The organism is Nocardia shimofusensis NBRC 100134, assembly GCF_001613125.1.
GTDB classification, from domain to species: Bacteria; Actinomycetota; Actinomycetes; order Mycobacteriales; family Mycobacteriaceae; genus Nocardia; species Nocardia shimofusensis.
Map to the genome: position 1 here is coordinate 13351 of NZ_BDBT01000009.1, position 25648 is coordinate 38998.

Consider the following 25648-nt stretch of genomic DNA (forward strand, 5'->3'; position numbering starts at 1 on the left):
TCGGCGGCCTATCCGGTCACCGGCGGACGTTCTGCTCTCGACCTGCGCCTATGGCGGGGAGGGCCTACTGGTCCAGTTCGGTGAGTACCGCGCGCAACAGGCGGGTCGCCGCGCCCTTGTCGAGGGGGCTGTTGCCGTTGCCGCACTTGGGTGACTGGACGCAGGACGGGCATCCGGTGGCGCAGACGCAGGACTCGATGGCGTCCAGCGTGGCCGCGAGCCAGGGGCGTAGCCGGGCGAAGCCACGCTCGGCGAAGCCCGCGCCGCCGGGTTGCCCGTCGTAGACGAAGACCGTGGGCAGGCCGGTATCGGGATGTTCGGCTGTGGACACGCCGCCGATGTCCCACCGATCACAGGTCGCCACCAGCGGGAGCAGGCCGATGGCGGCGTGCTCGGCAGCGTGCAGCGCGCCGGGCAGCTCGCGGGCGGTGATGCCGGCGGTGTCCAGGAGTTCGTGGGTGACGGTGTAGAGGACGGCCTTGGTCGGCAGGGTCCGCGCAGGCAGATCGAGCTCCACCATGTCCAGCACCTCGCCGGTGGGCAGGGTGCGCAGGTAGCCGATCACCTGTCCGGTCACGCTGACCTGCGCCAACGCACTGGTGACGGCGCCGTGCACGTGCTCGTCGACGATGCCGTCGATGGTCAAGGACGTGAGCGAGCGGGCGGTGGTGCTCCAGCCGGGCTCGTCCTCGTGGACGAAGGCCACGCCATCGTCCAGGTCGAGTTCGTCCACCACGTAGGTCTCGCCTTGGTGCAGGTGGACCGCGCCTTCGTGCAGCGTGGACGGTGCGCGGGAAGCGTCGGCGGTGCCGATCAACCGCCCGGTTTCGCCGTCGACGATCATCACCGGCGCACCGACCCCGCCGCGCACGTCCACGTCGTCGTGGGGGTAGGTGTGCGCGGTGATGTACCAGCGGCCCGAACCTGCCCGCTTGCCTGGCCGATGCCGGATCAGACCTTGTTCGGCCAATGCGGTGAGTACTGCGCGAGCGTCGAAGGCGTCGGCTTCGGCCTCGGTGATGGGCAGTTCGGCGGCCGCGCACAGCAGTTGCGGGCCCAGCACATAGGGGTTGGCCGGGTCGGTGATGGTCGCTTCGACAGGCTTGCCGAGCAGCGCCTCGGGGTGATGGACGAGGTAGGTGTCCAGCGGATCGTCGGTGGCGACCAGTACCACCAGCGAGCCCTGGGTACGCCGGCCCGCCCGGCCGGCCTGCTGTAGGAACGAGGCCACCGTGCCGGGAAAACCGGCGATGACCACGGCATCCAGACCGGCGATGTCCACGCCCAGTTCCAGGGCGTTCGTCGTGGCGGCCCCCAGCAGGGTGCCGTCGGACAGCGCGGTCTCGAGCGCGCGGCGGTCCTCGGCGAGATAGCCCGCGCGATAGGCCGCGACGCGGGCGGGCAGTGCCGGATCCCGCTCGGACAGCAACCTGCGAGTCTCCCGCGAGACCAGTTCGGCGCCGCGGCGTGACCGGACGAAGGTCAGCGTGCGTGCGCCCTCGGCCACCAGATCGGCCATGAGGCGAGCGGCCTCCACGGTGGCCGGCCGCCGGATCGGCGCGCCGTTCTCCCCGCCGGTGGCGTTCACCAGGGGAGGTTCCCAGAGGGCGACGGTGCGGGCGCCGCAGGGCGATCCGTCCTCGGTGACCGCCGCGCACGGGGCTCCGACCAGGCGGGATGCCGCCTCGGCCGGATCGGCGGTGGTCGCCGAGCAGAGCACGAACACCGGGTCGGCCCCGTAACAGGCGGCGACGCGGCGCAACCTGCGCAGCACCAACGCCACGTGTGACCCGAAGACTCCCCGGTAGGCGTGGCATTCGTCGACCACGATGTAGCGGAGTCTGCGAAACACCCTGGCCCAGCGCTGATGAGACCGCAGCATGCCGATGTGCAGCATGTCCGGGTTGGTGAATATCCAGCGAGCGTTGTCGCGGACCCACTGCCGGACCTCCGCCGGGGTGTCACCGTCGTAGGTGGCGGGGCGGACATCGCGCAGCGCCCCTTCGTGGGTCAGTTCGGAAACCGCGCGCAACTGGTCGGCGCCCAGCGCCTTGGTCGGCGCCAGATAGAGGGCCGTGGCTTTGGGATCTTCGCGCAGAGCGGTGAGCACCGGCAGTTGGTACCCGAGTGATTTGCCGGAGGCGGTGCCGGTGCTGACCACCACGTGCTGCCCCTTTGCGGCCAGATCTGCGGTTTCGGTCTGGTGCGTCCACGGAGCGGGGATGCCTGCGGCCCGGAATGCGGCGACGACCTCGGGATGGGCCCACGCCGGCCATGCCGTCGTGCGGGCCTGCCGGGCGGGCTGGTCGTCCACGTGGGTCAACCGCGGGTCGCCGGGAGAATTCTGGACACGGTTCAGCAACGATCGCCCGTAGCCGAGGGAGATGTCGGCGCCGGTTTCGCGGTCCGCTGTCACGAGACGAGCACGGCTGAGTGCCTGCCGAGCGTCGAAAGGCCTTCTACTGGTCGACCGACCTGTATTTCCGATACGGAATAGCGACCTGCGTCACAGCCTGATAGCCGAGCTACTGCCCGGTTATCCCAAGGCAAACCAACCGTAAGTCTGGATTCGGGGATTGCGTCCCTTATCCGCGCATTCGCAAGATCAAGTTTTTTGCAAATTGTCGGTAACTCGACTGTTGAATTGCTCTGAGACATGGTTCACTGGTTCCTGGTCGCAAGCTTCTGTGTTCGAGGGACGGATCGAAAGTCCAAACCATCAGCAGGATCGATGTTGCGAGCGGTGTGCTTGGCGCTTTCCCTGCGGTGCTTTCCCCGTAGAGGACAGCCGGTGCTTTCCCCGTAGGGGACGGCCAAGAGTACAACGGTCGGAACGGGCCCGGTGGACGAACCCAGTTGTCCGCCGTTCCGGTAAGAAAAGAGAAGGAACATAATGGCACAGGGAACTGTGAAGTGGTTCAACGCGGAGAAGGGGTTCGGCTTCATCGCGCCCGAGGACGGCTCCGCTGACGTCTTCGTCCACTACTCCGAGATTCAGGGTTCGGGCTTCCGCACCCTCGAGGAGAACCAGAAGGTCGAGTTCGAGGTCGGCCAGGGCACCAAGGGCCCCCAGGCCACCGGAGTGCGCGCGCTCAGCTGAGCCGCATCCATATCCAGCTTCGTCCCTCATCACCGGTATCGGGATGAGGGACGAGCTGTATCCGGGGTAAGGCGCCGCTTCGGGGGTGGGGCGCTACCATCTCCCCATCACGTACGCTCAGTGGTTCGGGTCGCACGCGCCCGACCGCTTCCGTCGTCAAGGTATAAACGTCACTGGTAGCGATGTTCGTAGTCGTCGCTTGCCCCACAGCCGTGCACGACGCGAGGGCGCGTGGCGCGGGTTCTGAGAAGGAAAGGTGTTTTCGCCGGTGGCAACACGAGACCGCAGTGCAGCCGACCAGGGTCGTCCCCTGCGTCGTCTCGTGATCGTCGAATCCCCGACCAAGGCGCGCAAGATCGCCCCCTATCTGGGCCGCAACTACACGGTGGAAGCGTCGGTCGGTCATATCCGCGACCTGCCGCGCGGCGCCGCCGACGTGCCCGCCAAATACAAAGGCCAGTCCTGGGCCCGCCTCGGCGTCGACGTCGACAACGACTTCGAGCCCATCTATGTGGTGAGCCCGGACAAGAAGGCCAAGGTCGCCGAGCTCAAGAGCCTGCTCGCCGACGCCGACGAGCTCTATCTCGCCACCGACCCCGACCGCGAGGGCGAGGCGATCGCCTGGCACCTGCTCGAGACGCTCAAGCCGAAGGTGCCGGTGCGCCGGATGGTCTTCCACGAGATCACCGAGCCCGCCATCCTCGCGGCCGCCGCCGATACCAGGGAACTGGACCCGGATCTGGTCGACGCGCAGGAGACCCGCCGCATCCTGGACCGCCTCTACGGCTACGAGGTGAGTCCGGTGCTGTGGAAGAAGGTCATGCCGAAGCTGTCGGCGGGCCGGGTGCAGTCGGTGGCGACCAGGGTCATCGTGCAGCGTGAGCGCGAACGGATGGCGTTCCGTTCGGCCGAGTACTGGGACATCGCCGCCAAGCTCGACGCGGGCACCGGCGAGCAGACCGATTCGGCCAATCCACGCACTTTCGGCGCGCGGTTGGTGACGGTCGACGGCAACAGGGTCGCCAGCGGACGTGACTTCGGTTCGGATGGTCGGCTCAAGGGTGCCGACCGTGTGTCTGCCGACACCCTCGCGCCGCCGAGCCCACAATCCGCCAACGGCGTCATCGTCCTGGACGAGACCCGCGCCCGCAGGCTCGCCGAAGCGCTCGACGGCGTGGATCTCGCGGTCACTTCCGCGGAGTCCAAGCCCTACAGCCGCAAGCCCTACCCGCCGTTCATGACCTCGACCCTGCAGCAGGAGGCCGGCCGCAAGCTGCGCTTCACCTCCGACCGCACCATGCGGGTGGCGCAACGGTTGTACGAGAACGGCTACATCACCTACATGCGTACCGACTCCACGACACTGTCGGAGTCGGCGATCGCGGCCGCGCGCGCCCAGGCCACTCAGCTCTACGGCGCCGAGTACGTGCATCCGACGCCGCGCCAGTACGCCCGCAAGGTCAAGAACGCGCAGGAGGCGCACGAGGCGATCCGCCCGGCGGGCGACACCTTCGCCACCCCGGGCCAGTTGCACTCGCGGCTGGACAACGACGAGTTCCGCCTCTACGAACTGATCTGGCAGCGCACCGTCGCCTCGCAGATGGCCGACGCGCGCGGCACCACCCTGACACTGCGCATCACCGGCGTCGCGGGCACCGGCGAGGAATGCGTGTTCTCCGCCTCGGGCCGCACCATCACCTTCGCCGGTTTCCTCAAGGCGTATGTGGAGAGCGTGGACGAGGAGGCCGGCGGTCAGTCCGACGACGCCGAGTCGCGCCTGCCCGCGCTGCAGGAGGGGCAGAACGTCACCGCCGTCGAGCTGAATCCCGATGGGCACAGTACGAATCCGCCCGCCCGCTACACCGAGGCCTCGCTCATCAAGGCGCTCGAAGAACTGGGCATCGGCCGCCCGTCGACGTATTCCTCGATCATCAAGACCATCCTCGACCGGGGCTATGTCTACAAGCGCGGCAGCGCGCTGGTGCCGTCCTGGGTCGCCTTCGCCGTGATCGGGCTGCTGGAAGCGTATTTCGGCCGACTGGTGGACTTCGACTTCACCGCCGGGATGGAAGACGACCTCGACGCCATCGCCGGCGGCCGGGAGCGACGCGGAAACTGGTTGTCCAGCTTCTATTTCGGTGGCGACAGCGGAGCCGAGGGCTCGGTCGCCCGATCGGGCGGCCTGAAGAAGATGGTCGGCGGGCAGCTCGACGACATCGATGCCAGGGCGGTGAACTCGATCAAGCTGTTCACCGACGACGAGGGCCGCGATGTGGTCGTGCGCGTCGGCCGTTTCGGTCCGTACCTGGAGCGCCTGGTCGCCGATCCCGATGATCCCGACGGCGATCCGATCTCCCAGCGGGCGAATCTGCCCGACGATCTGCCGCCGGACGAACTGACCGCCGAGGTCGCCGAGAAGCTGTTCGCGACCCCGCAGGAGGGGCGCAGGCTGGGCGTGGACCCGGAGACCGGCCACGAAATCGTCGCCAAGGAAGGACGTTTCGGCCCCTACGTCACCGAGATCCTGCCCGAGCCGGAACCCGAGCCCGAGGGCACGAAGAAGACTGCCGCGGCGAAGAAGGCGGCCGCGCCGAAACCGCGCACCGGTTCGCTGTTCAAGTCGATGGACCTGAGCACCGTCACCCTCGAGGACGCGCTGAAACTGCTCTCGCTGCCGCGCGTGGTCGGCGTCGATCCCGTCAGCGGCGAAGAGATCACCGCGCAGAACGGCCGTTACGGCCCGTATCTGAAGAAGGGCACCGACTCTCGTTCGCTGGCGTCCGAGGACCAGATCTTCTCTGTCACCTTGGACGAGGCGCTGAAGATCTATGCCGAGCCCAAGCGGCGCGGTGGTCAGTCCGCCTCGACCGCGCCGCTGCGTGAGCTGGGCGCCGATCCGGTGTCGGGCAAGCCGATGGTGATCAAGGACGGCCGGTTCGGCCCGTATGTCACCGACGGTGAGACCAACGCCAGCCTGCGCAAGGGCGACGAGGTCGAGTCGATCACCGATGAGCGGGCAGCGGAGTTGCTCGCCGACCGGCGGGCCCGTGGCCCGGTCAAGAAGACCGCGAAGAAGACCACCGCGAAGAAGACCACCGCGAAGAAGACCGCAGCCAAGAAGACCACCGCCAAGAAGACCCCGGCGAAGACCACGGCCGCCAAGAAGACCGCGGCCAAGAAGACGACGGCGGCCAAGGCGAGCGCCACCAAGGCCGCCGCCGAGAAGACCGCCGCGAAGAAGTCGCCGGCGAAGAAGGCCTCGGCGAATTCGAGCGCGGAGACCTCCTGAACCCGGACCTCACCCCGCCGGACGGGTCGGACCCGGCGGTTAGGGTGTAGTCGTGGCGGGAGTCTTCGATCGATTGGTCGGGCAGCACGCCGTCGAGTCCGAATTGACGGCTGCGGCGGTGGCGGCCCGCGCGGGTGTCGTCGAGGGTGCGATGACGCACTCCTGGCTGTTCACCGGCCCGCCCGGTTCCGGCCGCTCCATCGCCGCGCTCTGCTTCGCCGCCGCCCTGCAATGCGCCGCCCCGGGGACGCCGGGCTGCGGTCGCTGTCACGCCTGCACCACCACCATGGCAGGCACGCACGGCGATGTGCGGCGGGTGGTGCCCGAAGGGCTGAGCATCAGCACCAAGGAGATGCGCGAGATCGTGCAGATCGCCGCGCGCAGGCCGAGTACCGGCCGGTGGCAGGTGGTCGTGGTCGAGGACGCCGACCGGCTCACCGAAGGGGCGGGCAACGCCCTGTTGAAGGTTGTGGAGGAACCGCCCGCCCGCACCGTGTTCCTGCTCTGCGCGCCCTCGCTCGACCCGGAGGACATCTCCGTCACGCTGCGCTCACGGTGCAGGCACATGCAGTTGGTGACCCCCTCGGTCGCCGATATCGCCACCGTGCTGCGCGACAACGACGGACTCGACGCCGAAACCGCCGAGTGGGCCGCCTCGATCAGCGGCGGACACGTCGGCCGCGCCCGCCGCCTGGCCACCGACGCCCACGCCCGCGACCGCAGACAACGCGCCCTGGCCCTGGCCACCGCCGCCGCCCGTCCCGCCGCGGCCTATGCCGCCGCCGACGCGCTGGTGAAATCCGCCGACGACGAGGCCAAGGAGATGAGCGCCGAACGCGACGAACGCGAACGCGACGAACTGGCCACCGCCCTCGGCGCGGGCGGCACCGGCAAGGGCTCGGCAGGGGCCACCCGAGGCTCCGCAGGCATCCTCAAAGACCTCGAACGCCGCCAGAAATCCCGCCTCACCCGCACCGGCCGCGACGCCCTCGACCTCGCCCTCACCGACATCGCCGGTCTGTTCCGCGACGCCCTCGCCGTCCGCTTCGCGGGCCACGACCTCTCGTCGGTCACCCTCACCCACCCCGACATGACCGACGAGATCCGCGATCTCGCCGACCGCGTCCCTCCCGAAGGCCTGCTGCGCAGCATCGACGCCGTCCTGGAGTGCCGCGAAGCCATCGACCGCAACGTCAAACCCCGTTTCGCCGTCGCCGCCATGGTCGCCACCTTCATCGCCGCCCGCACCAGCTGACCACCCGTTTTCGCGATCCGAAGCCCGAGACGATAGACTCCGGTGGCCGAAAGGCACGCCGCCTTAGCTCAGTCGGTAGAGCGCTTCACTCGTAATGAAAAGGTCGGGGGTTCGATTCCCCCAGGCGGCTCCACGTTCTTCCCTCGGTTTCGGGCCGGTGACTACGGTTCTTGACGACAGTCACCCTCCGTCCCGAAACAATCCGTCCATACCGGCCACCGCGTCTTGCAGCGCTGCCCGCAGAACACGCAGGATCGTGCGCGCAGAGTGCCGGTAACTCGGATACTGCCCGCAGCGCTGGGCCGGAGTCAGTGCCCAGCAGCGGGCCTTGCCCTTCTCAGCTCGTTTCGCGTCCTTCCGAGGAAGTGTTGCCATTGGAAATCGGGGCATTCCGAACTTACGGCCCCTGACTATTGTTGGCTCGTCGCGAGTCAGCGTAGGAAAGGCGGCGAAATGCCCCGAATGGCATCGAAAATCATTGTGGCGGTCGGTGTTACGTTGTCGATGGGCTTTTCCCCCGCAATGGCCTCGGCCGCGCCGGTGACGGCGGATCCCGCTGTGGACGTGAACCTCGATACTGTCATCGGTTCCGCCGCGCTGGACCTCACCCGGGTCCTGCTGAAGTGCCTGACGACTGGTACCTCGGTCCTTCCTGGTGATCCGATGGGCCTCCCGGTGGCCTGCGTGTAGCGGACTGCTGGACATATCGGATGTCATCGGGCGCTGCACCCACGGGTGTCACTCGTGCGAAGACGGTGATCATTGCGGCGACGCCGATGGCTGCCGCGGTGATCAGAGCGGTGGCCGGCCACCCGAACCACGCGACTGCCGTGGCACCGAACGCGGTTCCGAGGCTGCCGCCGACGAAGTAGACCAGCATGTAGGCACTGTTGAAGCGGGCGGGTGCGCAGGGATCGAGCGCCAGGACGGTGCTCTGGTTGGCTACCTGGGCAGCGAACAACCCCGCGTCGAAGACCGCCAGGCAGACCAGTGTCACGAACGTGTTCGCGAGGCCGAAGCCCGCGACGGCCGCGGCCGGTCCCGCCAGGACGAGGCCGACGAGGATCACTCGGCGAGCACCATCGCGGTCGGTCCGCGCGCCCGCGATCTGCGTGGCCAGGATGCCAGAGAGGCCCGCCAGTGCGTACAGGCCGATCCGTTCGGCCGAGTAGGAGTACGGGGGCTCGGAGAGAGCCACGGCGATGCCGGCCCACACCGCGCAGAACGCGAAATACCACAGGAAACCACGGAGAGCGGCCACGCGCAGGATCGCGTGGTGGACGAACAAGCCGGGCAGGGAACGCAGGGTGGAAAGGTAGCCGCGCTCGGTGTTGCCGGGTGCTGTGGGGAGCGCCACCAGGCAACACACGGCGACGAGGCCGCAGGCAGCAGCGAACACGAGCAGCATCCCGCGCCAGCCGAGCTCGTCTGCGAGCCACCCGCCCAGAGTCCGACCGGCAAGGATGCCGACCGAGATGCCGGCGGTCACCATCCCCAGGACCGTTGCCCGCCGCTGTGGTGGAGCCAGACGGCCCGCGACCGAGCTCAGAGCGGCTCCGACCGCCGAACATGCTCCGACCAGGCCGACTACCGGACCCAGCAAGGTGACGGTGCCAACGGCGGCGCTGGCCGCAAGCGCACACGCAAGGATGCCGAACTGAGCGGCGAGGACGCGCCCAGGGGCGAAGCGGTCGACCAGTGGCACAAGAAGACCGAGGCCGACCATGTAGCCGATGGGCCCGCAAGCGAGCGTGATCCCGACGGCAGTGATCTGCGTACCCAATGTGTCCGCAACGTCCGCGATCGCGGGCTGCATCGGGTAGATGGTCGACGTGCCGAGGGCAGCCGCGACCGACATGAACAGGATGACGGGCCCGCGGAGCCGGGCAGTGGCAGGAGCCTCGGTATCGGTATCAATTCGCACTCGATCGACCGTAAGTACGCACGAACCGTGTTACCGGCGGGAATGCGACGTGACCGTCCTGGTGCGCGCAACGCCGGCCCGGGTGTCGGCACCGGCTTCCACGGCCGCGTTTGAGACGAGGCGGGCCGGGTAGTTCCGGTCGGCCCCGTGCCAGGCGTGGCGCGGTCGGAATCGAGGAGGCCGGAGACATGCTGTTCAGCACGCTCGGAGATCTGCTCCATCGCTCGGGAAAGCCCGCCGACGAGGATTACCCGGGGGAGGTGGCTGTCACGGTGCCGGTGCCGCCGGAAGAGGTGTTCGACGTCCTCTCGGATGGTTGGTGTTACGGATTGTGGGTGGTGGGGGCTTCGCATATCCGCGATGTCGAAGACGGATGGCCCGCCGTCGGTTCCCGGATCCATCACGGCGTGGGGCCGTGGCCCCTGACGCTGCACGATTACACCGAGGTGGTCGGCATGGACAAGCCGAGGCTGCTCGAATTGCGGGCTCGGTCGTGGCCGCTCGGGGTGGCGCGGGTCCGGCTCGACCTGCGGCCGGACGGGAACGGCGGCACCGAGATCCGGATGGCCGAATGCGCAAGCGAAGGCCCCGGCCGGGTGTTGCCGGGCCGGGTGCAGTATCTGATGCTGGCGCCACGCAACCGGGAATCGTTGCAGCGCTTGGCCGATATCGTGGTGAGTCGGAGTTCCGGCAGCCGGGACCGTGCTGGTACAACAGGCGATCCCGGAGGACGAGGCGGCGATGCACCGCACGAGCCGGGCTGAGCGCTCAGCTCCCGTGCTGCGCCGACAGCTTTCCGGCCTCGGCGAGCAGTAGGCGCAGCGCGTGTCGGATGGTCTGTTCGAGTACGTCTCCGGGCTCGCCGTCGAACTTCCGGTGTGCGGCCTCGCACGACCCTTCGGTCGCGACGGCGAACCACACCGATCCGGGCTCGTGGCCGTCCTGCGGGTCGGGGCCGCCCGCGCCGGTGACAGCGACGCTCAGCGTGGCGTCCATCATCTTCCTGACCCCGCCGGCCATCGCCTCGGCCGCCGTCCGGCAGACGACCGGCCCGAGTGGCACGTCGAGAACCTGATGTTTGACGTAACGCGAGTAGGCCACCACACCGCCGCGGAACCACTCGCCCGCGTTCGGCGCCGCTCCGAGTGCGGCGGCGAGATTGCCCGCGGTCAGCGATTCGGCGACGGCGATCGTCAGGTCTGCGCGCGTTGCGATGTCGGCGAGTTCTTCGGCGAGCGAATCGGCCCCGGCCATGCGTCTGTCCTTCCGGTTCTCGGTGTCGCGGTCGGCCGAACCCCGCTGTCCGAGGGGCGTGCCGACGGGCCGGGTGATACCCGGACCGGCGCGGTTCAATCCGGGTCGCGCGGCCGGGCTTCACCCGGATCGGGTGATCCCGGCCCGCCGCACCCGGCCATACCGTGGACGCAGTCGCCGACCCGCGATGTTCCATCGACATCACCGAGGTGCGCCATGTCGTTCTGGGAAGTGCTGTGGCTGATCGTGGTGAGCTTCGCGTTCATCGCCTACCTGCTGCTGCTGTTCCACATCATCGCCGACCTCTTCCGGGACAGCGAGACCTCCGGCTGGGCGAAGGCGGTGTGGATCGTGTTCCTCTTCGTGCTTCCGCTGCTCACCTCGCTGGTGTACGTGATCGTTCGCGGCAAGGGGATGCAGGAACGCGCGATGGCGCAGGCGCAAACGTGGCAGTCCGAACAGCAGGCCTACATCCGGGAGACGGCGGGCACCAGCCCGGCCGCTCAGATCGCCGATGCCAAGCGCCTGCTGGCCGAAGGCTCGATCTCCGAGCAGGAGTTCGAAGTGTTGAAGGCCAAGGCGCTCGCGTGAGTGGGTGGACCGGACGGAAGTCCGAGGCCAGGCACGCGGCGCCGGAGCAGGCGGAAAAGCCCTCGCTGCTCGCCCGGGTGTCGCTGAACCAGTGGCTGGCGCTCGCGCTGGCCGTGCTCACGCTGGTGTTCATCTTCGCCAACCGCACCGAGGTCGAGATCGAATTCCTGCTGATCACCGTGCGGTCGCCGATGTGGCTGATCTTGCTGGTGGTGTTCGCGATCGGATGGCTCATCGGGCTGCTCACCACCCACCGCCGCACCCGCTGAGGGTCGCCGCCGAGCGTCACCCGGGCGATCTGGTGCTCCGTTTGCGGCGCCGATGGCTGGTGTCGCACAGCGGATAGATCTTCGACCGGTGGCACAGGCAGACGGCCACCAGGAACCGGTCGCAGCGGATCGTTCGCCCGTCGGCGGTGACCAGGTCCAGCGGCCCTTCGACCAGGGCTGGGCCGTCGGCGGTGAAGGTCATCCGCGTGCGGTCATCGTCGGATGCGGTCACCGCGGATCACCACCAAGTCCTCGGTATCGGTCGTGGGGTCGATGCGACGGGTCGCCGACAGCCAGGCCGCGCGTGCTCGCAGGACCGGTCCGAACGGGACGGTCGCGCGGGCGACCACCGCGGTCTTCAAGCCGTGCTCGCGGAGCGCGTCGATGGTCCGATCGGGGTCCGACAGGGCCGAGTGCACGATGAGGGCGGTGCCGCGTGGCGCGAGCGCCGAGGGCACCAGCGCGCAGAACCGATCCAGTAATGCGCGACCGTCCGCGCCGGCGTCCCAGGCGCGGGCGGCGCCGACCGGGGTGTCGTGCGGGGCGGGGACGTAGGGCGGATTGGCGACTACCAGGTCGTAGGGGCGACGGCCGAAGACCGAGGCGAAATCCCCGCAGTGGACCTCGGCGGAGACGCCGCGCAGGTGCAGGTTCACCCAGGCCGCGGCGGTTGCGCGGCGCGAGATGTCGACGGCGGTGACCGTCGCCGCGCCGATCCGCGCGGCGGCGATCGCGAGCGCGCCGGTACCGGTGAAGACGTCGAGAGCGTGTGCGCCGCGCGGAATGCCCGCTTCGGCCAGGGCGTGCGCCAGCAGCCAGGTGTCGGCTTGCGGCGGATAGACCCCCGGGGGACGCAGCAGAGTTCGCCGGGGGATGCGCAGGGGGTTGTGCATGTGCAGCGGGTTATGCATCGATCGCTCCTTCACGCAGCGAACTGCGACCGGCTCGCCAGGCCTCGAGCACGTGATCGGCGAAGCGGTCCTCGAGGAAATTCGTGACCTGGATCCCGAAGGTCACCGAGGCACGCAGGTCGGGCTCCCTGGCGAGCAGGTCGCCGATGACGCCGGTGCGCATGACTTGTTCGTGAACCGCATCGGCTTCCACGTGTTCGGCGAAGAACCGCACGCACGCCGGGGCGGCCTCGAACCGGCGCAGGGCCTCGACCATCCGCTTGGAGCCGGGTGGCGAGGTGATCTCGACGCTCGCGAAATGCCCGACCAGCGCGCCGCGATGCACGCGGTGCAGGCCGAACAACGACATCATGTTGACCAGGGCCAGCATCGGCGCGCCGACATCGTCCAGGTAGTGCAGATACCCCGGATCCAGCCCAGCCCCCGCCAGCAGATCGGCATACAGCTGCGCGTGCACGCGGTCGCCATGGCCGCCGCCGAACTCGTCGAACTCGACCGCCACCAGCGAGGCCTTGGCCTGGCCGCGCAACCGCGGGATGACCCAGGCATAGGGATCGGCTTCCTTGTGGTGATAGATCGAGCGGTGCACGAAGTACTCGCGCACCTGCCACCACTGGCCGTGCTCGAGCAGGAATGCGCTGGTCCCGGACGGCTCATCGGGGACGACGAGCAGCTGCTCCAGCTCGTGGTCCAGATCGTCGCCGCCGGGGACCGCCGCGCGCAGGGCCGCCAGGAACACCCGTTCCATCTCCGCGCGCAGGCCCAGCAGGCCCGGATCCCATTCCCATCCGGGATCGACGTCGGGGAAACCCTGGTAGTGCAGCTCATAGCAGGTATGCAGGGCCAGCTGCAGGTCGTCGCCGAAGGGGTCGGCCGTCTCCATCCGCGGCACCGCCGCCCCGGGGGATCGACCGAGCAGACCGATAACGGCATCCGAGAGCGGGCCCCGCGCGGCCGGGAGCGTCGGCGGCGAGGCAACGGCGATGGTCATCGGGAATCCCCCTGCCGAAGAATGTGATCATGCAAACTGGTCGGGCAATACCCGGCGACAGCGTGGCGAAACGGGCGAAAACGGTGGTCACGGCAGTAGCGGGCGCATCCACCCGGCCCGGCCCGGTGGCGGGGGCTTGCGAGTCCGCTCAGAGGATCGGTCGCCCGCCGGTGACGGCGATACGCGCACCGGAGATGTAACTGCCGTCGTCGGAGGCCAGCAGCACGTAGGTCTGGGCCAGTTCCGCGGGCTGACCGGCCCGGCCGAGCGGCACGTCGTCACCGAAGCCGGAGACCTTCTCCGGGGGCATGGTGGAGGGAATGAGCGGTGTCCAGATCGGGCCGGGCGCGACGCTGTTGACACGAATTCCGCGCTCACCGAGCAATTGCGCGAGGCTGGCCGAGAAGTTCGCGATGGCCGCCTTGGTGGCGGCATAAGGCGCCAGCGTCGGGGAAGGCATATCGGAGTTCACCGAGGAGCTGCCGATGATGGACCCGCCCGCGGGCATGTGCGGCAGCGCCGCCTTCACCAGGGAGAAGTAGGCGCCGACATTCACCTTGAAGGTGTAGTCGAATTCCTCGTCGCTGATCTCTTCGATCGTCTCGTGGGTCATCTGATAGGCCGCATTGCTGACCAGGACGTCGATCTTCCCGAATTCCTGGACCGCGCGGTCGACGACAGCGCGGCCGTGCGCGGGATCGGCGAGATCACCCGGAACCAGGACTGCGCGCCGACCCGCCTGCTCGACCAGCGTGGCGACCTCCTTCGCGTCCTCGTCCTCGTCGAGGTAGGAAATCAGCACGTCCGCGCCCTCGCGCGCGAAAGCGATCGCCACGGCGCGGCCGATACCGCTGTCGGCGCCGGTGATCACCGTGGACTTGCCGGTCATTTTCCCCGACCCTCGGTAACTGTGCTCTCCGCAATCGGGCACCGGCGACATCCGCGACTGCACACCGGGCACTTTCTGCTGTTGTTCGGGAAAACCCATGGTGTCCTCCTCTGCGACGTTGCACCGGTCCTACCCCGCATACGGGCGCTCAACCGGAATGGCCGCGGCGGCCGGCGCACAGCCGGGAGTGACCGGAGCCACCACGAATCGCGCAGCGGATCTGTTGGCGCCGTGGATATTCGGGTATCGCCGTGACAGGACACAAGCGTGCCGGGTTTCGACACCGAGGAGATGATCTGATGAACGCCTCCACCATGACCACCCGAAATGCGAACTCCCGAATCGCCAGGCACGAAGAGGTGGCCGAATGCTTCGGCACGTGGCGCTCGGGCTACGCCGTCATGGCGCTGTGGATCACCCTCGTCGTCGCCGCGAGCCTGGTCCTGGCCGTCGTGTAGGCCCGAGCGATTGTGACGAGGATTTTCCGCCCGCACGGTTTGCCCTGTTCGAAACGGTCAAGACCGGAGATACGGCGGAACAGTTCGAAGGAGATGCGCTATGTCAGATCTCGGAGCGACCAACGACCCCAACCGTGCCTCCGTCCCCCCTGGCAACGAGGGTTTCCCGGACCATGCCCGTACCTCGCGCAGCCACGCGGGCGAGGGCATCGAAGACAGCTACAACCTTCCCGGCATCATCATGTTCGCGCTGGGCATCGTCGCGCTCGGACTGACCTTGACCGCGGCCGCCTACGGATTCGGCGGGTGGGTGATCATCGGCGCGGTGGTGTGCGCGGTCGGCCTGCTCGGCGGCTCGGCCTGGATCCTGCTCGAACATCGCCGGGTCAAGGCGAAGGAAGGGCTTTCCCTGACCGATCAGGCCGGGCACTGATCGCCGGTCCGCCGGGTCGATCGCAGGTCGGTGGGACCGGGCCGCTCACCGCCGCATGGCGGTGAGCAGGCCGGCGCGGACGGTGGAGTCCGGCCCCTCCGCCGGGCCGGTCGTGCCGCCGAGGGCGAACTTCTTCTCCGAAGCGGTCTCGGGTGCGTCGTCGGAGGTGGCGATCAGCAGTCTGTCCGGCAGGGCCAGCTTGTGGATGGTGCGCAGGGCAAGCAGGTACTGCCGCAGAAGTGATCCCGTGGTGTACGGCAGGTTGTAGCGCGCGCACAATTCCCGTACCTCGATCGCGATCTCCGGGTAGCGGTTGCAGGGCAGATCGGGGAACAGGTGGTGCTCGATCTGGTGACTGAGGTGTCCGCTGAGGAATGCCAGCACCGGACCCGCACGGAAATTCGCGGAGCCGAGCAACTGGCGCAGATACCATTGCCCCTTGGTCTCGTGTTCGAGCACCGACGGCGCGAATTTCTCGGCTCCGTCGGGGAAATGGCCGCAGAAGATCACGACATAGGCCCACACGTTGCGAACGAGGTTCGCGCAGATGTCGGCTGTCAGTGTGCGCCGCCACCGACGACCACTCAGGGCGGGAAACAGCAGGTAGTCCTTGCCCATCTGACGCGCGACCTTGACCGCGAGCGCGCGGGTTTCCGCTGCCTTGCCGGTGGCGGTGCCGACGCGTTCGTGCTCGGAGTACAGGTCGTGCAGCGCGATTCCCCATTCGAAGAACAGCGCGAGCACGATATTGCGCAGCGGCTGGAACAGATGCTCGAGCCGCCACGGCTCGTCGCGGGTCACCCGCAGCACACCGAAGCCGACGTCGTCGTCCATGCCCACCACATTGGTGAAGACGTGATGGCGATAGTTGTGCGAATAGCGCCATTGCGCGGAGGCGCCGACCATGTCCCATTCCCAGGTGCCGGAATGGATTTCGGGATCGTTCATCCAGTCCCACTGGCCGTGCCCGACGTTGTGGCCGATCTCCATGTTCTCCACGCTCTTGGCCAGCGCGAGCATCGCCGTACCCGCTGCCCAGCCCGAACGCTTGCGGGTGAGGCCGATGGTCAACCGGGCCGCGACTTCGAGGCAGCGCTGGAACGCGATCGTGCGATGGATGTAGCGCGCGTCCCGGCTGCCCCGGCTCGCGGTCACTTCGGCGCGAATGCGGTCGAGTTCCGCGCCGAAGGCTTCGATGTCCTCGTCGCTCAGATGGGCGTATGCCGCGACCCGGGTGATTGCCATGCTCCGACCTCGTTTTCTGCCTCGTTTCGCCGACGCCGATCCAACGAACCGCCGTGTGCGAATACCATGCGAGCGCGACACGGCAGGCGGTATCTATAAGCCCTGTACTCCCAGCGTAGAGGCCGCGGCCGCCGATTATCTACAGCGTAGAGTTGAACTGTAGGCCAACATGTGAACGGTACCGCGGAGACGAGCCGAGCGGCCGTTCGCGCGGCGGTGAGAGGAGTGCCGGTCATGACGCGGCACGAAGACTCCGTGATTCTCGATCGTGACCCCGACCCAGACGGAAAGCCCGCGCAGGACAGGGAACAGGTGGCGGTGCGGGCGGCTGTCGGTGTCGCGGATCGCGCGGCGCACCAGCGGTGGGATACCGACGGCGGGGACGCCGGTCGCTGATCGGTCAGCGGTGCTCGCCCGCCGGGCCCCCGAGGCCGGCGAGCAGGATGTCCAGCCCTCGTTCCAGCTCGGCCGCCCCGTCGTAGGCGGCCAGCGCCGCAGCGAGGCCGCGCAGCAGCGGGAATTCGCCGATCGGCAGACGGTACAGGCCCAGGCGCAGCACCTCGTCGGTCTCGTCCGGCCGCTCGACGACCTCCTGCAGTTCGTTGAGCACATGGCCGTAGAGAAAGCCGAAGACGGCGCGGTAGATGTGCAGCGCGTCGACTCCGGAGAATCCCGCGCGGGTCAGCAGCGCGAGAATGTCTTCCACCGGCCGCACCACCGCGTGCGGTCGCAGGCCGAGGGGGGTGGCCAACGGCCGCGTCACCAGCAGCGGGACCGCGTTGGGGTGCTCGAGCGCCAGCCGCCGGAAATCGCGGGCGACCGTCCTGAGCTGCTCTGCCCAGTCCGGATCCGACGGATCGACTCGCAGGCGCGCGAGGATGATCTCGGCGACGCCGTCGAGCACCGCCGCCTTGTTCGGCAGGTGCCGGTAGATCACCATCGGGTCGCGCCGGACCGCCTCGGCCAGCCGTCGCATGGACAGTCCGTCGATGCCGTCCCGGTCGATGATCGCCAATGCCGCGGCCAGCACGGCATCCCTGGTCACCGGGGCTTCGCCCCGCCGATCCTCGCCCGTTCGCCGGCGGCTTCGCTCGGCGGGCATCTTCACCACGGTGACTCCTGACCTCGTTGCGACGTAGGTCTACAACGTTGACATACCGACCCCGGTGACGTCTACTGAAAGAACAAGGAAGGTAGTGACACCGTGACCGGAACCAGCCCCGTCCCCAGCCATGTCGAGACACGCGAGGGATCGGCCGTCTCTTCCGTCGCGCAGCCGTTCGGCAGCCCCACCCGCACCCCCAGGGTGCTGCTGAGCAGCCCCGAGGACTCGCTCGGCCTGGTCGACGGCGCCTGGTGGCCGCGAACCGACAATCTCACCTCCGAACTCCACGACCTGGTGAGCGCGGTGACTCCGCAGCTGGGGCCCATTGCCCGGATCTCCTTCGACTGGAACGTCTTCAGCGCGAATCAGCGCCGTATCGATCGCGAGGACGGCATCGAGGTCACCGGCCCCGACGCCGATCAGTCCGCCGATGTCATCCGTCTGTCCGGTCGGCAGGGTGCGCAGCTGGACCTGTTCGTCATCGCGGCCGACACCCCGCCCGAGCTGGCCGACCAACGCATGCGGGAGTTGCTCGGGACCGCCCCGGACATCCCGTGGACCGCCGCGGACTGACCCGTCCTCACGGTGATCACCGGCTGATTGCGCCGCATCGAACCGGGTAGTGCCTCTCTGCGTCGATCGGCCGGGCATCGCGCCCGGCCGCCCAATGTGTCCAGGGAACTGGTAGAGAGGTGTGACGATGTCGAAGATGCCGCCGGGAGTGCCCTCCTCGGAACCGGCCCAGCCGACCGAACCGACCGACCCCAGGGAGCCCGTGGCGCCGAAACCCGATCAGCGTGCGCCTGCGCCGGTGACCCCCACCGGGAAGACCGTCGAGCAGCCGGCGGGGGCGCGAGCCCAGCAGGGCGCGTTCCTCACCACGGCGCAGGGCGCGCGGATCGCCGATACGGATCATTCCCTCAAGGCAGGCCCGCGCGGGCCGGTGCTGCTGCAGGACCATCACCTGCGCGAGAAGATCACCCATTTCGATCACGAGCGGATTCCGGAGCGGGTCGTGCACGCCCGTGGCGCCGCGGCGCACGGCGTGTTCGTCGCCAACGGCGCGGCCGAGACCATCTCGTGCGCGTCGGTTTTCCAGAAGGGCAAGCAGACACCGGTTTTCGTACGGTTCTCCACCGTGCTCGGCTCGCGTGGTTCGGCCGACACCGTCCGCGACACCCGCGGCTTCGCCACCAAGTTCTACACCGACGACGGCGTGTGGGATCTGGTCGGCAACAACATTCCGGTGTTCTTCATCCAGGACGCCATCAAGTTCCCCGATGTCGTCCACGCCGCGAAACCTCATCCGGATCGCGAGATTCCGCAGGCCCAGAGCGCCCACGACACCTTCTGGGATTTCGTCTCGCTGCACACCGAGGCCACCGCGCACACGCTGTGGAACATGTCCGATCGCGGCATTCCGCGGTCCTTCCGGATGATGGAAGGCTTCGGCGTCCACACCTTCCGATTCGTGAATGCCGACGGCGGAACCGTTCTGGTGAAACTGCATTGGAAGCCCAAGCTGGGTGTGCACTCGCTGCTGTGGGAAGAGGCGCAGATCGCCGCGGGCGTGGACCCGGACTTCCATCGCCGGGATCTGGCCGACGCCATCGAAGCGGGCGCCTACCCGGAATGGGATCTCGGGGTGCAGGTGTTCCCCGACAACGAAGACCAGATGTTCGAAGGGATCGATCTGCTCGACCCCACCAAGTTCGTCCCGGAGGAACTCGCACCCGTCCAGGTCATCGGCACGATGACGCTGAACGCGAATCCCACCAATTTTTTCGCCGAGACCGAGCAGGTCGCCTTCCATCCCGGTCATGTGGTGCGCGGTATCGATTTCACCAACGACCCGCTCCTGCAGGGACGGCTGTTCTCCTACCTCGACACCCAGATCTCGCGCCTCGGCGGCCCGAATTTCGCGCAATTGCCGATCAATCGGCCGCATACGGAGATCAACGACATGCTCCGCGACGGCATGCATCAGACCGCCGTGCACGCGGGCGTGGCGCCCTACCACCCGAACAGTCTCGACGGCGGCTGCCCGTTCACCGCGCGGCCGGGCGAGGAACTGATCGAATTCCCCGCGCCGGTCGAGGGTGTCAAGGTCAGGGAGGCGCCCGCGAGTTTCGACGACCATTTCAGCGGCGCGCGCCTGTTCTACGCCAGCCTCACCGAGATCGAAAAACAGCACGTCGCCGAGGCTTACAGCTTCGAACTCGGGAAGTGCTACGAGAAGGCGATCAAACAGCGCACGGTGGATGTGCTGCGCAATATCGACGAACAACTCGCGCAGACCGTCGCCGGAAATCTCGGGCTCACCGTGGCGGGCGACGCGGCGGCCGGAGGCGAGGCCACGACCTCCGAGGCGCTGGCGCAGGTTCGCGGCAGCTGGCCCGCCGAGGGGCGGATCATCGGCATCGTCGCCGACGACGACACCGACGCCAAGGATCTGACGGCGACGATCGAGAAGATCTTCGACAGTTCGATGACTCCGCTGGTCATCGCCGCGCACGGTGGCGAACTCGGCTCCGGGAAGCACACGGTCCCGATCTCACGCACCCTCGACACCGCGCGCTCCATCGAATTCGATGCCGTTCTCCTCGCCGCGACGTTGCCGGACCCGAAACTCACGGTCCTGCTGCAGGAAGCGCACCGTCACCTCAAGGTCGTCGTCTACACCCCGGCGGGCGAGGCGGCGCTGCGCACGGCCGGAATCGCGGACGGCTTCGACGGTATCGAGGCCGCGTCCGGCATCGAATCGGCGTTCGCGCTCATCGCCGAGGCGCTGCCCGAACACCGGGTGTGGTCGCGGGCCGCTCAGCTGACCTCCTGACCTGTCCGTCGACGGGGCCGACGAGAACGTCGTCGGCCCCGTTGCCGTGCCCGTAGGGACGCAGGAGTGCCGAGCGAACAGTCAGGTGCAGCAGTTGGGGTCGAGGACCAGGCGCAGGGCGTCGAGGGCCTCGCGCCGGGCGCGGTGGAAGACGTTCATGCCACGACGCTCCGAAGCCACCATGCCGGCTTTCCGCAGCTGTCCGAGGTGATGGCTGACGGTGGATTCGGCCAGGCCGACGCCGGTGGCGAGATCGCAGGTGCAGACCTCCCCGTCGTCGGTGGTGAGCAGGATCGACATGAGCTTGATCCGGACCGGGTCGGCCAGGGCCTTGAGCCGCAAGGCGATCTCCAGTGCTGCCTCGTCGGCCATCGGCGCCGCGGAGACCGGGGCGCAGCAGACGGGAGCGGAGAGGTCGAGGACGGGCAGCGCCTTGGGCATGATCCGATCCTATCCACCTTGTTGACATATGTCGAAAAGGTGGAAGGCTGAACGCGTACCCATTCGACATATGTCACACACCCTGGAGGACGTCATGTCACGCACACAACTCGCACTCAACGTCGACGACCTGCAGACCGCGGTCACGTTCTACTCGAAGCTCTTCGGCACCGAGCCCGCGAAACTGAAGCCGGGTTACGCCAATTTCGCGATCGCGGACCCGCCGCTGAAGCTGGTCCTGCTCGAGAATCCCGGCAAGGGCGGCACCATCAATCATCTGGGGGTCGAGGTGGAGTCCTCGGCGAAGGTGCACGAGGAGATCGCTCGCCTCACCGAGGAAGGGCTGTTCACCGAGGAGGAGATCGGCACCACGTGTTGCTTCGCCACCCAGGACAAGGTGTGGGTGACCGGGCCCGCGGGGGAGAAGTGGGAGGTCTACACGGTGCTCGCCGATTCGGAGACCTTCGGTTCGAGTCCGCAGCATCTCGACGATCCCGCGACCGCCGAGGGCGGCGTCTGCTGCGGCACCGCGCAGGCTTCCGCCGACAAGCCGGAGCCCGCCGCCTCCTCCTGCTGCTGACCCTTCGGACGCCGCAGTGATCCGGCTCTCACGGCGGCGTCCGATTGGGAACCGCGAGGCCGGGTAGGCATCTGTTGTCAGGGTCCTAACTATCTAGGAGGACAGATGCCAGAACACACCAGCGGTATCAGCGAAGGCGTGGAAGGCGTCGTCGAGGACGTCAAAGGCAAGGCCAAGGAAGCCGCGGGGGCGGTGACCGGCAAGCATGATCTCGCCGAGGAAGGCCGCGCCCAGCAGGACAAGGCCGAGTCGCAGCGTAAGGCGGCGGAGAAAGAGGCCGCGGCCGAGAAGGCGCGCGCCAAGGCCGACGTCGACGAGGCACGTCAGGCTTCGCACCAGGACTGACCCGGCCACCGGCTGGATTCGAGCGGGCCGCCGACAGACCCTGTCGGCGGCCCGCCGTCCTTGCCCCGAGCCGGGCCGAGCCCGACACCAGGGTTGATCGAGGAGGATTCATGGTTTCCCGAGACGTGATCGCCCAACTTCATCAAGACATCACCACCGCCGAGGACGCGGGTGACCGGGTCAACGCCGACCGCCTGCGCCAGGAACTGGCCCGCGCCGAGCGGGCCCGCGAAGACGAACCGACGACGGACCCGAACGAGGCGAGGAAAGAGGCCGCACAAGATCGCCGCCCCGCCCACGACCTCGGCCCCGGTAGCGCCGAAGTCGACCAGAGCAGCATCGGCGAAGTGCCCGGCGTGGTGCAGGAGCCGCCGGACTGATCAGTCCCGCAGCGGCACCCGATCCGGCTGCGCGACAGCACCTGGGGATCACCCCGCGTAGTCCAGGTATTCGATCCCATCTCGAGGCCGTTCCGGTCGGCTGGAGATGACACTCTCAGGCGATGCCCGCCACGAGAACCGTGGCGGGCATTCGGCTGTCCGGTTCAGAGGCGGTATTCGCGGAGCAGGCCCTTGCTGATGATCGTCTTCTGGATCTCGCTGGTGCCTTCGCCGATGAGCAGGAACGGAGCCTCGCGCATGAGGCGTTCGATCTCGGCTTCCTTGGAGTAACCGAAGCCGCCGTGGATACGGAAGGCTTCCTGGGTGACCTCGGCGCAGTATTCGCTGGCGATGAGCTTGGCCATGCCCGCGACGACGTCGTTGCGTTCGCCGGAATCCTTGGCGCGGGCGGCGTTCACCATCATCAGATGCGCCGCTTCGACCTTCGTCGCCATTTCGGCGAGTTTGAAGGCGATGGCCTGGTGCTCGGCGATCGGCTTGCCGAAGGTGGAGCGCTGCTGGGCGTAGCCGATGGCCAGTTCGAAGGCGCGCACGGCGATGCCGCAGGCGCGGGCGGCGACATTGACGCGGCCGACTTCGATGCCGTCCATCATGTGCGAGAAGCCCTTGCCGGGTTCGCCGCCGAGGATGGCGTCGGCGCCGACGCGGAAGCCGTCGAAGAGCGCCTCGGTGGTGTCGACGCCCTTGTAGCCCATCTTGTCGATCTTGCCGGGGATGGTGAGGCCGGGCAGCACCTCGCCGGTGCCCTCGGGCTTGTCGATCAGGAAGGTGGTGAGGTTCTTGTGCGGTTTGTCCTCGTTGTGCGACCCGGCGCCGAGATCGGTTTTCACGAGCACGGCGGTGAGGTTGGAGGTGGCGCCGTTGGTGAGCCACATCTTGGCGCCGTCGATGGTGTAGCCCTCGTCGGTGCGGGTGGCGCGGGTCTTGATGGCGGCCACGTCGGAACCGAGATCGGGTTCGGACATGGAGAACGAGCCGCGGATCTCGCCGGTGGCCATCTTCGGCAGGTAGTGCGCCTTCTGGGTCTCGGTGCCGTGCCGGGAGATCATGTGCGCGACGATGAAATGGGTGTTGATCACGCCGGACACGCTCATCCAGCCGCGGGCGATCTCCTCGACCACGAGCGCGTAGGTGAGCAGGGATTCGCCGAGGCCGCCGTATTCCTCGCCGATCGTGATGCCGAACAGGCCGATCTCCTTCATCCGTTCGACGATGTCGGTGGGATAGGTGTCGGAGTGTTCGAGTTCCTGCGCGTTCGGGATGATCTCGCGGTCGACGAACGCGCGCACGGTGGCCAGGATGTCGGTCTGGACCTCGGTGAGCCCGGCGGTGCGGGCCAGGCGGGTCACGAGCCGACCTTCTCGAAGATGGCGGCCAGGCCCTGACCGCCGCCGATGCACATGGTGACCAGGCCGTAGCGGGCGTCGCGGCGCTGCATCTCCCTGGTCATGGTGGCGATCATGCGGGTGCCGGTGGCGCCGACCGGATGGCCCAGCGAGATGCCGGAGCCGTGCACGTTGAGACGCTCGAAATCGCTGTCGCCGAAGCCCCATTCGCGGGTGCAGGCGAGCACCTGGGCGGCGAAGGCCTCGTTGAGTTCGATCAGATCGATGTCGGCGAGTTTCAGACCGGCCCGGTCGAGGGCAGCCTGGGTGGCCGGGACCGGGCCGATGCCCATGATCTTGGGCGCCACGCCCGCCACGCCCCAGGACACCAGCCGCGCGATCGGTCGCAAGCCGAGTTCGGCCGCGCGTTCGGGATGGGTGACCACGCACAGCGCGGCGGCGTCGTTCTGGCCGCTGGAATTGCCCGCGGTGACAGTGGCTTCCGGATCCTCGGCGGCCAGCACCGGCTTCAACGTCGCCAGCTTCGCCGAGGTGGAGTCGGCGCGCGGATGCTCGTCGGTGTCGACGACGATCTCCCCGCGCCGGGACTTCACCGTGACCGGCACGATCTCCTCGGCGAACACCCCGGAAGTCTGGGCGGCGACCGCACGCTGATGCGAGGTGACGGCCAACTCGTCCTGTTCGGTGCGACCGATGTTGTACTCACGGCGCAGGTTCTCGGCGGTCTCGAGCATGCCGCCCGCCACCGGGTAATCCCGGCCGCCCGCGGTGATCCGGCCGCGGACCAGCCCGTCGTGCAGGCTCACGGACGGGCCTTTGACACCGAACCGCATGTCGGTGGCGTAGAAGACGACATTGCTCATGCTCTCCACGCCGCCGGCCACGATCACGTCGTTGACGCCGGTGGCGATCTGCATGCCCGCCTGCAAGACGGCCTGCAGGCCCGACCCACAGCGGCGGTCGACCTGCATACCGGGCACGGTCACCGGCAGCCCGGCATCGAGCGCCACCACGCGGCCGATGGCGGGGGCCTCGCTGTTGGGGTAGCAGTTGCCGAGGATGACGTCCTCGACCGCGCCCGGGGCGAGGCCGGTGCGCTGGAGCAGGCCGCGCAGCACGGTCTCGCCCAGGTCGGCGGCCGACAGACTCGACAGGGAGCCGCCGAAACGGCCGATCGGACTGCGAACCGGTTCGCAGATCACCACGTCACGCATCACATGAACCTCCCGCCGGTGACTTCCAGAACGGCACCGGTCATATAGGAGGACAGATCGGAGGCCAGGAAGAGCACCACGTCGGCGACCTCATCCGGTTCGCCCGCACGGCCCAGCGGGATCTCGGCCATCTTCTGGTCCCACACCTTCTGGGGCATGGCCTCGGTCATGGCGGTGCGGATCAGGCCGGGCTGCACGGCGTTGACGCGCACGTTCTTGAACGCGACCTCCTTGGCCGCGGCCTTGGTGAGACCGACGATGCCCGCCTTGGCGGCCGAGTAGTTGGTCTGGCCGGGCAGGCCGATCTTGCCCGAGAGCGAGGAGATGTTGACGATGGCGCCGCGCCCGTGTTCGCGCATCCGGTCGGCGGCCGCGCGGGTGCCGTTCCAGGTGCCCTTGAGGTGGACGGCGATGACGGCGTCGAAATCGTCCTCGGTCATCTTGCGCATGGTGGCGTCGCGGGTCAGGCCCGCGTTGTTGACGAACACCCCGAGCGGGCCGAAGCGCTCGGCGGTCTCGATCAGCGCCTGGATCTGCCCGGCGTCGCGGACATCGCAGTGCGCGTAGGCGGCCACCGATTCGCCGCCGAGTTCGGCGACGGCCGCCGCGCCTGCTTCGTCGTTGATGTCACCGATGGCGACCTTGGCGCCCTCGGCGACGAAGCGGCGCGCGATGTGCAGCCCGATTCCCTGGGCCGCTCCGGTGACCACGGCCACCCGACCCTCCAGCAAGCCCATATCAGCTCCGATCCGTTCGTGTCTGCGGGCCGGT

The 25648-nt window shown here is 68.1% G+C and carries 27 protein-coding genes and 1 tRNA gene; 15 read left to right on the forward strand and 13 right to left on the reverse strand.

The genetic code is table 11. The annotated features are described in order from the left end of the window. Positions 1 to 64: 64 nt before the first annotated feature. Complete coding sequence (gene sftH / locus NS3_RS11945) at positions 65 to 2416, reverse strand: DEAD/DEAH box helicase (RefSeq protein ID WP_067858310.1); 2352 nt, start codon at positions 2414 to 2416, stop codon at positions 65 to 67. A gap of 477 nt (positions 2417 to 2893) precedes the next feature. On the opposite strand from sftH, the gene NS3_RS11950 reads away from it, so the two are divergent. The 4 genes from NS3_RS11950 to NS3_RS11965 all read left to right on the forward strand — a co-directional run bounded on the left by NS3_RS11950 (position 2894) and on the right by NS3_RS11965 (position 7777). Then, positions 2894 to 3100: a cold-shock protein gene (locus NS3_RS11950; protein WP_011206895.1), complete on the forward strand. Its 207-nt coding sequence runs from the start codon at positions 2894 to 2896 to the stop codon at positions 3098 to 3100. A 268-nt stretch (positions 3101 to 3368) separates the two neighbouring features. Further along, positions 3369 to 6389: a type I DNA topoisomerase gene (topA, locus tag NS3_RS11955; RefSeq protein ID WP_084495416.1), complete on the forward strand. Its 3021-nt coding sequence runs from the start codon at positions 3369 to 3371 to the stop codon at positions 6387 to 6389. Positions 6390 to 6441: 52 nt separating this feature from the next. Further along, a complete protein-coding gene (locus NS3_RS11960) occupies positions 6442 to 7644 on the forward strand; it encodes a DNA polymerase III subunit delta' (RefSeq protein ID WP_067858314.1) in 1203 nt (400 codons plus the stop codon). Between the two features lie 57 nt (positions 7645 to 7701). Further along, positions 7702 to 7777, forward strand: a tRNA-Thr gene (locus NS3_RS11965). 471 nt (positions 7778 to 8248) lie between these two features. Here the strand turns inward: NS3_RS11965 and NS3_RS11970 are convergent. After that, complete coding sequence (locus tag NS3_RS11970) at positions 8249 to 9568, reverse strand: MFS transporter (RefSeq protein WP_245649577.1); 1320 nt, start codon at positions 9566 to 9568, stop codon at positions 8249 to 8251. 260 nt (positions 9569 to 9828) lie between these two features. Between NS3_RS11970 and NS3_RS11975 the strand changes: the two genes are divergently transcribed. After that, positions 9829 to 10332 carry an SRPBCC family protein gene (locus NS3_RS11975; protein ID WP_281205495.1) on the forward strand — a complete coding sequence of 168 codons (504 nt, stop codon included), beginning with the start codon at positions 9829 to 9831 and terminating at the stop codon, positions 10330 to 10332. Positions 10333 to 10336: 4 nt separating this feature from the next. On the opposite strand, the gene NS3_RS11980 is transcribed toward NS3_RS11975, so the two are convergent. Then, positions 10337 to 10822, reverse strand: a complete 486-nt coding sequence (locus NS3_RS11980; RefSeq protein WP_067858775.1) for a CinA family protein — start codon at positions 10820 to 10822, stop codon at positions 10337 to 10339. Between the two features lie 216 nt (positions 10823 to 11038). Between NS3_RS11980 and NS3_RS11985 the strand changes: the two genes are divergently transcribed. Then, a complete protein-coding gene (locus tag NS3_RS11985) occupies positions 11039 to 11413 on the forward strand; it encodes an SHOCT domain-containing protein (protein WP_067858317.1) in 375 nt (124 codons plus the stop codon). After that, positions 11410 to 11682: a LapA family protein gene (locus NS3_RS11990; protein WP_245649579.1), complete on the forward strand. Its 273-nt coding sequence runs from the start codon at positions 11410 to 11412 to the stop codon at positions 11680 to 11682. The genes NS3_RS11985 and NS3_RS11990 overlap by 4 nt, the downstream gene beginning before the upstream one ends. A gap of 16 nt (positions 11683 to 11698) precedes the next feature. Here NS3_RS11990 and NS3_RS11995 read toward each other — a convergent pair whose 3' ends face one another. The 4 genes from NS3_RS11995 to NS3_RS12010 form a co-directional block, all read right to left on the reverse strand. Continuing rightward, positions 11699 to 11914: a CDGSH iron-sulfur domain-containing protein gene (locus NS3_RS11995; protein WP_067858320.1), complete on the reverse strand. Its 216-nt coding sequence runs from the start codon at positions 11912 to 11914 to the stop codon at positions 11699 to 11701. Next, positions 11895 to 12593, reverse strand: a complete 699-nt coding sequence (locus tag NS3_RS12000; RefSeq protein ID WP_245649580.1) for a HemK2/MTQ2 family protein methyltransferase — start codon at positions 12591 to 12593, stop codon at positions 11895 to 11897. Before NS3_RS12000 ends, NS3_RS11995 begins: the two co-directional genes overlap by 20 nt. Continuing rightward, positions 12586 to 13584, reverse strand: a complete 999-nt coding sequence (locus NS3_RS12005) for an iron-containing redox enzyme family protein (RefSeq protein ID WP_067858326.1) — start codon at positions 13582 to 13584, stop codon at positions 12586 to 12588. The genes NS3_RS12000 and NS3_RS12005 overlap by 8 nt, the downstream gene beginning before the upstream one ends. Before the next feature lie 148 nt (positions 13585 to 13732). Further along, a complete protein-coding gene (locus tag NS3_RS12010) occupies positions 13733 to 14572 on the reverse strand; it encodes a glucose 1-dehydrogenase (RefSeq protein WP_067858329.1) in 840 nt (279 codons plus the stop codon). Positions 14573 to 14772: 200 nt separating this feature from the next. Between NS3_RS12010 and NS3_RS29035 the strand changes: the two genes are divergently transcribed. Continuing rightward, the gene (locus NS3_RS29035; RefSeq protein WP_157101286.1) at positions 14773 to 14931 is read left to right on the forward strand and encodes a hypothetical protein; all 159 of its coding nucleotides are present in this window, start codon (positions 14773 to 14775) and stop codon (positions 14929 to 14931) included. A gap of 100 nt (positions 14932 to 15031) precedes the next feature. Further along, complete coding sequence (locus NS3_RS12015) at positions 15032 to 15364, forward strand: hypothetical protein (RefSeq protein ID WP_067858332.1); 333 nt, start codon at positions 15032 to 15034, stop codon at positions 15362 to 15364. 45 nt (positions 15365 to 15409) lie between these two features. On the opposite strand, the gene NS3_RS12020 is transcribed toward NS3_RS12015, so the two are convergent. Further along, a complete protein-coding gene (locus NS3_RS12020; RefSeq protein WP_067858335.1) occupies positions 15410 to 16609 on the reverse strand; it encodes a fatty acid desaturase family protein in 1200 nt (399 codons plus the stop codon). 234 nt (positions 16610 to 16843) lie between these two features. On the opposite strand from NS3_RS12020, the gene NS3_RS29040 reads away from it, so the two are divergent. After that, positions 16844 to 17005 (forward strand): hypothetical protein, encoded by a 162-nt coding sequence (locus tag NS3_RS29040; protein WP_157101287.1) that lies wholly within the window; start codon positions 16844 to 16846, stop codon positions 17003 to 17005. Positions 17006 to 17009: 4 nt separating this feature from the next. Here NS3_RS29040 and NS3_RS12025 read toward each other — a convergent pair whose 3' ends face one another. Then, positions 17010 to 17711, reverse strand: coding sequence for a TetR/AcrR family transcriptional regulator C-terminal domain-containing protein (locus NS3_RS12025; RefSeq protein ID WP_067858781.1), 702 nt, complete (start codon positions 17709 to 17711; stop codon positions 17010 to 17012). A gap of 102 nt (positions 17712 to 17813) precedes the next feature. On the opposite strand from NS3_RS12025, the gene NS3_RS12030 reads away from it, so the two are divergent. Both NS3_RS12030 and NS3_RS12035 read left to right on the forward strand, forming a co-directional pair. Beyond that, positions 17814 to 18287 carry a DUF5994 family protein gene (locus NS3_RS12030; RefSeq protein ID WP_245649581.1) on the forward strand — a complete coding sequence of 158 codons (474 nt, stop codon included), beginning with the start codon at positions 17814 to 17816 and terminating at the stop codon, positions 18285 to 18287. A gap of 127 nt (positions 18288 to 18414) precedes the next feature. After that, positions 18415 to 20550: a catalase gene (locus NS3_RS12035; RefSeq protein WP_067858784.1), complete on the forward strand. Its 2136-nt coding sequence runs from the start codon at positions 18415 to 18417 to the stop codon at positions 20548 to 20550. Positions 20551 to 20631: 81 nt separating this feature from the next. Here NS3_RS12035 and NS3_RS12040 read toward each other — a convergent pair whose 3' ends face one another. After that, complete coding sequence (locus NS3_RS12040; protein WP_067858341.1) at positions 20632 to 20991, reverse strand: Rv2640c family ArsR-like transcriptional regulator; 360 nt, start codon at positions 20989 to 20991, stop codon at positions 20632 to 20634. A 94-nt stretch (positions 20992 to 21085) separates the two neighbouring features. Between NS3_RS12040 and NS3_RS12045 the strand changes: the two genes are divergently transcribed. The 3 genes from NS3_RS12045 to NS3_RS12055 all read left to right on the forward strand — a co-directional run bounded on the left by NS3_RS12045 (position 21086) and on the right by NS3_RS12055 (position 22296). Then, on the forward strand, positions 21086 to 21571 hold the full coding sequence (locus tag NS3_RS12045) for an ArsI/CadI family heavy metal resistance metalloenzyme (protein ID WP_067858787.1): 486 nt from the start codon (positions 21086 to 21088) through the stop codon (positions 21569 to 21571). A gap of 105 nt (positions 21572 to 21676) precedes the next feature. After that, positions 21677 to 21916, forward strand: coding sequence for a microaggregate-binding protein 1 (mbp1, locus tag NS3_RS12050; RefSeq protein WP_067858344.1), 240 nt, complete (start codon positions 21677 to 21679; stop codon positions 21914 to 21916). 110 nt (positions 21917 to 22026) lie between these two features. Continuing rightward, positions 22027 to 22296: a hypothetical protein gene (locus tag NS3_RS12055; protein ID WP_157101288.1), complete on the forward strand. Its 270-nt coding sequence runs from the start codon at positions 22027 to 22029 to the stop codon at positions 22294 to 22296. Positions 22297 to 22460: 164 nt separating this feature from the next. On the opposite strand, the gene NS3_RS12060 is transcribed toward NS3_RS12055, so the two are convergent. Genes NS3_RS12060 through fabG form a run of 3 tightly spaced genes read right to left on the reverse strand, consistent with a single transcriptional unit; the run spans position 22461 to position 25614 of the window. Further along, positions 22461 to 23666 carry an acyl-CoA dehydrogenase family protein gene (locus tag NS3_RS12060; protein WP_067858350.1) on the reverse strand — a complete coding sequence of 402 codons (1206 nt, stop codon included), beginning with the start codon at positions 23664 to 23666 and terminating at the stop codon, positions 22461 to 22463. Beyond that, positions 23663 to 24877 (reverse strand): acetyl-CoA C-acetyltransferase, encoded by a 1215-nt coding sequence (locus tag NS3_RS12065; protein ID WP_067858790.1) that lies wholly within the window; start codon positions 24875 to 24877, stop codon positions 23663 to 23665. The genes NS3_RS12060 and NS3_RS12065 overlap by 4 nt, the downstream gene beginning before the upstream one ends. Beyond that, positions 24877 to 25614, reverse strand: coding sequence for a 3-oxoacyl-ACP reductase FabG (gene fabG / locus NS3_RS12070; RefSeq protein WP_067858353.1), 738 nt, complete (start codon positions 25612 to 25614; stop codon positions 24877 to 24879). Before fabG ends, NS3_RS12065 begins: the two co-directional genes overlap by 1 nt. Positions 25615 to 25648: the final 34 nt, after the last annotated feature.